Here is a 5,540-nt window from a genome sequence, read left to right as displayed (position 1 = left end):
CCTCCTCGCCCTCGCGCAGGTGCAGGATCACCGAGGTACCGCGCTGCGGCCGCGTGATGGTCTCGACCTCGAAGTCGCCGCTGCCCTCGGAGCTCCAGCGCACGCCCTGCTCGGCCGGCAGGCCGGCGCGGCGCGACTCGACGGTGATGCGGTCGGCGACGATGAAGCCGCTGTAGAAGCCGACGCCGAACTGGCCGATCAGCTGCGCGTCCTTCTTCTGGTCGCCTTCGAGCTTGCTCATGAACTCGCGCGTGCCGCTCTTCGCGATGGTGCCGAGGTTGGCCACCGCCTCGTCGGCCGACAGCCCGATGCCGTTGTCGGTGATCGTCAGCGTCTTCGCGGCCTTGTCGAACGCGATGCGCACCTCGAGGTTCGGCGCGTCTTCATACAGCCCGGCGTTGTTCAGCGCCTCGAAGCGCAGCTTGTCGCAGGCATCCGAGGCGTTCGAGACCAGTTCCCGCAGGAAGATCTCCTTGTTGGAGTAGAGCGAGTGCGTGACCAGGTGCAGGATCTGCTTGACCTCGGCCTGGAAGGAAAGTGTTTGCTTGTCCATGGTCGTGCTGAAGCTGAATGTTGTTGAGCGCCGGCGTGTAGGCGCTGTCTTACAAGAAGTTGCGCCGCGAAGGCGCTGCACTTGAGGTCGGATACGGTTACCTTCAAGATCCCCCGCAGTTTCCCCGATCCTTGCTGCGATCCGGGCGAACGTCTCGTCTTTCCTTGCCGGCTCCCGCATGTCCTTGTCTTCCACGCTCGAGAACTGGTTCGCCCCCTCCGCTGCCACCGCCTCCTGGACCCTCGACCACTTGCGCGGTGTCGACCCGGTGCTGGGCTTCGCGATCGTGATGGTCGTCGCGGTGGTGCTCGGCGAGATCCTGCGCCGGCGCTTCCGGCTGCCGCGGCTGTGCGGCCACATGCTGACCGGCGCGCTGGCCAGCCCGCTGGCGCTGCGCCTGCTGGAGCGCACCGACCTCGACCCGGTCAAGCCGCTCATCGACCTGGCCATCGGCGTGCTGGTGTTCGAACTCGGCAGCCGCATCCGGCCGCGCTGGCTGATCGACAACCCGTGGCTCGCGCTGACCTGCGTGCTCGAGGGCGTGTTGTCCGGCCTCGGCGTCTACCTCGGCCTGCTCGCGTTCGACGCGCCGTCGCTCTCGGCCGCGCTGGCCGGCGCCGTCGCGATGTCGACCTCGCCGGTCCTGGTGCTGGCGCTGGTTCACCAGATGCGCCCGCGCGGGCAGGTGACCGAGCGCCTGCTGATGATGTCGGCGATCAACAGCGTGCTCGCGGTGGTGGCGCTGAAGGCCTGGGGCGTGCTCGCCGCGAGCGGCGGGCTGGCCGCAGCCGAGCCGGGCCTCGAGCCGGCCATCACCAGCGCGCTGCTGGTGGTCAGCGGCTCGTTCCTGCTCGGCGTCGCCGCCGGCTGGGTGCTGACGCAACTCATGAAGCAGGTGCGGGGCCTGACCACCGCGCCGGTGCTGCAGATCGCGCTCGTCATCATCGCCGCGATGCTGGCCGCGCAATGGCGGCTCTCGCCGCTGCTCGCACTGCTGGTGGCCGGCATGGTGGCCCGCTCGCGGATGGCGCACGGCCTGACCGTCGAGCCCCAGCTCGGTACGGCCGGCGCGACGCTCAGCGTGATGCTGTTCATCTGCCTGGGCATGCTGTTCACGCTGGACGGCTTCTCGACGCTGTGGCCCTGGGTGCTGGTCATCGTCGTCGCGCGCCTGATCGGCAAGGGCATCGCGATCGCGGTGCTGGCCAAGCCCAGCGGCCTCGGCTGGCGCCAGGCCGGCGCGCTGACCATCGCGCTGCAACCGATGAGCAGCCTCGCGGTGCTGCTGACCGCCGACACCTTCGGCTGGCCGTCGCAGCTGCCCGGCGCCAATGGCGGCGTGTTGCAGGCGCTGCTGATCTCCACCACCCTGCTGCAGTTCATCGGCCCGCTGCTGGCCGAACGCGCCGTGCGCGACCTCGCCCAGGAGTGCCCGCCCATCTCGAACACGAAGGTTCCCTGACATGGCCCTGGCCGAATTCACCACCTCCGAGCCGCTGACACTGGGCGTCGAGCTCGAACTGCAGCTGGTCAGCACGCACGACTTCGACCTCGCACCGCAGGCCGAGGACCTGCTGCGCGTGCTCGCCAAGCACACCGGCGCCTGGGACGTGAAGCCCGAGATCACGCGCAGCATGATCGAGATCGGCACCTCGATCCAGCGCGAGCACAGCGGCCTGGTCGCCGAGCTGCACGACCTGCGCGGCCAGCTGTCGCAGGCGGCACGCAAGCTGAACATCGGCATCGCCGGCGGCGGCACGCATGCGTACCAGCATTGGAGCGACCAGCAGATCTTCCCGACCGAGCGCTTCCACTACATCAGCGAGCTGTACGGCTACCTGGCCAAGCAGTTCACCGTGTTCGGCCAGCACGTGCACGTCGGCTGCGAGGATGGCGACACGGCGCTGTGGCTGCTGCACGCGCTGTCGCGCTACGTGCCGCACTTCATCGCACTGAGCGCGTCGTCGCCGTTCGTGCAGGGCGTCGACACCGGCTTCGATTCGGCGCGCCTGAACTCGGTGTTCGCGTTTCCGCTGTCAGGGCGCGCGCCGTTCGTGACGACCTGGGACGACTTCGGGCTGTACTTCGACAAGATGACGAGCACCGGCGTCGTGCAGTCGATGAAGGACTTCTACTGGGACATCCGGCCGAAGCCCGAGTTCGGCACCATCGAGCTGCGCGTGTGCGACACGCCGCTCGACGTCGACAAGGCCGCGGCACTCGCGTGCTACCTGCAGGCGATCTGCCGCTACCTGCGCGAGGAGCGGCCGTTCGAGCCGTCGGAAGACGACTACCTCGTCTACACCTTCAACCGCTTCCAGGCCTGCCGCTTCGGGCTCGAGGGCGAGATCGTCGACCCGCAGACCAAGCAGCGCGAGAAGCTGCGCGACAACATCGTGCGCACGCTCGCGCGGGTCGACGAGCATGCGCTGGACCTGCGCTCGCTCGACGCGAGCAACCTGATCCGCGACAGCCTGCGGCACGGCAACGATGCGCAGTGGCTGCGCAGGTTGCGGGCCGAAGGAGAGCCGCTCTCCTCCGTGGTGCACAAGGCCGCCGACCGCTGGATGTCGTAGCCCGGACGGCAATCCGGGTTGCCAGATTCAAGCCTTGGCTTGCGCGAGCATCGTCTCGGCGTTGCTGACCTCGAACTTGCCCGGCGCCTCGATGTTCAGCGTCTTCACGACGCCGTTGTCGACCAGCATCGAATAGCGCTGCGAGCGCACGCCCATGCCACGGGCGATCAGGTCCAGCGTGAGGCCGGTGGCCTGCGTGAACGTGCCGCTGCCGTCGGCCATCATGCGCACCTTGCCCAGCGTGTGCTGGTCGCGGCCCCAGGCGCCCATCACGAACGCGTCGTTGACCGAGACGCACCAGACCTCGTCGACGCCGGCGGCCTTCAGCGCCTCGGCGTTCTTCACGTAGCCCGGCACGTGCTGGGCCGAGCAGGTCGGCGTGAAGGCACCGGGCAACGCGAAGATCGCGATCTTCTTGCCGGCGGTTTCCTTCTCGACGTCGAAGGTGTTCGGGCCCAGGCTGCAGCCGTTGCCTTCAACTTCGATGAATTCCTGCAGCGAACCTGCGGGCAGCTTGTCACCAACTTTGAGCATCTCGATCTCCAAATGAAAAAACGGCCGGACGCCAGTATCCCAGCGTTCCGACCGTCTTGTGCGGAGCCCTCAGGCTCCGTTGTCCTTCTTAGACTTCGCGAGCCTTCTCGATCAGGCGCGTGACCACCCAGGACTTGGTCTTGGAGATCGGACGGCCTTCGGCGATCTCGACCACGTCGCCCAGCTTGTACTCGCCCTTTTCGTCATGGGCGTGGTACTTGCTCGACTTGCCGACGATCTTGCCGTACAGCTCGTGCTTGGTGCGGCGCTCGATCAGCACGGTGACGGTCTTGGCGCGCTTGTCGCTGACGACCTTGCCCACCAGGGTGCGGGTGTTCTTCAGCGGGGCTTCGGTCGTGGTTTGCGTGGTGCTCATTTGGCAGCCCTCTTCTTCTCGGCCAGGACGGTCTTCGCACGCGCGATGTCGCGGCGCGTGTTGCCCAGCGTCGAATGGTTGGTCAGTTGCTGAGTCGCCTTCTGCATGCGCAGGCCGAAATGGGCCTTCAGCAGGTCAGCCACTTCCTTTTCAAGGCCGGCGACGTCCTTGGTGCGGAGTTCAGATGCTTTCATGTGGTTCTCCAGTCAGGCCTCAAGAGCCGACCTGACGCGACACGAAGGTGGTGCTCAGCGGCAGCTTGGCCGAAGCCAGCTTGAACGCTTCGCGGGCCAGCTCTTCGGGCACACCGTTGAGTTCGTAGAGCACCTTGCCGGGCTGGATTTCAGCGACGTAGTACTCCGGATTGCCCTTGCCGTTGCCCATGCGGACTTCGGCAGGCTTTTGCGAGATCGGCTTGTCCGGGAAGATGCGGATGAAGATCCGGCCGCCACGCTTGATGTGACGCGAGATCGCACGACGTGCGGCCTCGATCTGGCGCGCGGTCAGGCGACCACGCTCCGTGGCCTTCAGGCCGAAATCACCGAACGACACGTTCGCACCACGGGTGGCGACGCCGGTGTTGCGGCCCTTCTGCTCTTTGCGGTATTTCCGCCGAGACGGTTGCATCATGCTAGTTCTCCTTAGGCCTTGCCCGAGCCGGTGGCATCGGGGGCCTTGCGCACGCGCTTGGCTGCGCTGGTCGGCGCGTCGGTGGCGGGAGCACCCGTCGCCTCGGCCGGCTTGTCGCTGCCTTCGACCGGGGCACCGCCCTGGCGGGGCGTACCACGATCACCGCGATCGCCGCGGTCACCTGCACCACCGCCCGGACGGCCACGGCCAGCCGGAGCGCCGGGGCGCGTGTTGCGGCGCGGACGACGATCGTCCTCGGGCACTTCGGCCTTCAACTGCGGCACTTCGCCATTGGCGAGGCGGTCGCCACGGTAGACCCAGCACTTCACGCCGATGATGCCGTAGGTCGTCTTGGCTTCGGAGAAGCCGTAGTCGATGTCGGCCTTCAGGGTGTGAAGCGGCACGCGGCCTTCGCGGTACCACTCGCAGCGGGCGATCTCGATGCCGTTCAGGCGGCCCGACGACATGATCTTGATGCCCTGCGCGCCCAGGCGCATCGCGTTCTGCATCGCGCGCTTCATGGCACGGCGGAACATGATGCGCTTCTCGAGCTGCTGGGTGATGCTGTCGGCGATCAGCTGGGCATCGACTTCAGGCTTGCGCACTTCTTCGATGTTGACCGCGACCGGCACGCCCATGCGGCGGGTCAGTTCGGCTTTCAGCTTCTCGATGTCCTCGCCCTTCTTGCCGATCACCACACCCGGACGAGCCGAGAAAATGGTGACGCGGGCGCTCTTGGCGGGGCGCTCGATCAGGATGCGCGAGACGGCGGCGCTCTTCAGGCGAGCCTTCAGGAAGTCGCGGACTCGCAGGTCTTCGGCCAGCATCGTCGCGAAATTCGCGTTCGATGCGTACCAGCGCGAAGCCCAGT

At 67.0% G+C, this 5,540-nt stretch carries 8 protein-coding genes; 2 read left to right on the top strand and 6 right to left on the bottom strand.

Translation table 11 applies throughout. From position 1 onward, the window contains the following. On the bottom strand, positions 1 to 553 hold a 553-nt coding region (locus AC1D15_RS16325; RefSeq protein ID WP_477826787.1), incomplete at its 3' end, for an ATP-binding protein. A 178-nt stretch (positions 554 to 731) separates the two neighbouring features. On the opposite strand from AC1D15_RS16325, the gene AC1D15_RS16320 reads away from it, so the two are divergent. Together AC1D15_RS16320 and AC1D15_RS16315 are read left to right on the top strand one after the other, a co-directional pair. Continuing rightward, positions 732 to 2,015 carry a cation:proton antiporter gene (locus AC1D15_RS16320; RefSeq protein WP_477826786.1) on the top strand — a complete coding sequence of 428 codons (1,284 nt, stop codon included), beginning with the start codon at positions 732 to 734 and terminating at the stop codon, positions 2,013 to 2,015. A 1-nt stretch (position 2,016) separates the two neighbouring features. After that, positions 2,017 to 3,129 (top strand): YbdK family carboxylate-amine ligase, encoded by a 1,113-nt coding sequence (locus AC1D15_RS16315; protein WP_047506373.1) that lies wholly within the window; start codon positions 2,017 to 2,019, stop codon positions 3,127 to 3,129. Between the two features lie 27 nt (positions 3,130 to 3,156). On the opposite strand, the gene AC1D15_RS16310 is transcribed toward AC1D15_RS16315, so the two are convergent. From AC1D15_RS16310 to rpsC, 5 genes are all read right to left on the bottom strand, one after another. Then, a complete protein-coding gene (locus tag AC1D15_RS16310) occupies positions 3,157 to 3,663 on the bottom strand; it encodes a peroxiredoxin (protein WP_477826785.1) in 507 nt (168 codons plus the stop codon). Positions 3,664 to 3,751: 88 nt separating this feature from the next. Continuing rightward, complete coding sequence (gene rpsQ, locus AC1D15_RS16305) at positions 3,752 to 4,039, bottom strand: 30S ribosomal protein S17 (RefSeq protein WP_052211991.1); 288 nt, start codon at positions 4,037 to 4,039, stop codon at positions 3,752 to 3,754. After that, entirely contained in the window at positions 4,036 to 4,233 is a 198-nt protein-coding gene (gene rpmC / locus AC1D15_RS16300; protein WP_047506370.1) for a 50S ribosomal protein L29, read from the bottom strand. Before rpmC ends, rpsQ begins: the two co-directional genes overlap by 4 nt. A gap of 19 nt (positions 4,234 to 4,252) precedes the next feature. Continuing rightward, positions 4,253 to 4,669, bottom strand: a complete 417-nt coding sequence (gene rplP, locus AC1D15_RS16295) for a 50S ribosomal protein L16 (RefSeq protein ID WP_047506369.1) — start codon at positions 4,667 to 4,669, stop codon at positions 4,253 to 4,255. Between the two features lie 11 nt (positions 4,670 to 4,680). Beyond that, the coding region (gene rpsC, locus AC1D15_RS16290) for a 30S ribosomal protein S3 (protein ID WP_477826784.1) at positions 4,681 to 5,540 on the bottom strand (860 nt) is incomplete at its 5' end.

This window comes from Rhizobacter sp. P2_H2, assembly GCF_056403375.1.
Note: the sequence above shows the minus strand (reverse complement) of the source record. Positions and strands in the feature narration are given on the sequence as shown.

What these genes read in the sequence shown, in the direction of transcription:
- rplP (WP_047506369.1), bottom strand. Translation starts at nt 4,669, where the DNA reads ATGATGCAACCGTCTCGGCGGAAATACCGCAAAGAGCAGAAGGGCCGC.
- rpsQ (WP_052211991.1), bottom strand. Translation starts at nt 4,039, where the DNA reads ATGAGCACCACGCAAACCACGACCGAAGCCCCGCTGAAGAACACCCGC.
- AC1D15_RS16310 (WP_477826785.1), bottom strand. Translation starts at nt 3,663, where the DNA reads ATGCTCAAAGTTGGTGACAAGCTGCCCGCAGGTTCGCTGCAGGAATTC.
- AC1D15_RS16320 (WP_477826786.1), top strand. Translation starts at nt 732, where the DNA reads ATGTCCTTGTCTTCCACGCTCGAGAACTGGTTCGCCCCCTCCGCTGCC.
- rpmC (WP_047506370.1), bottom strand. Translation starts at nt 4,233, where the DNA reads ATGAAAGCATCTGAACTCCGCACCAAGGACGTCGCCGGCCTTGAAAAG.
- AC1D15_RS16315 (WP_047506373.1), top strand. Translation starts at nt 2,017, where the DNA reads ATGGCCCTGGCCGAATTCACCACCTCCGAGCCGCTGACACTGGGCGTC.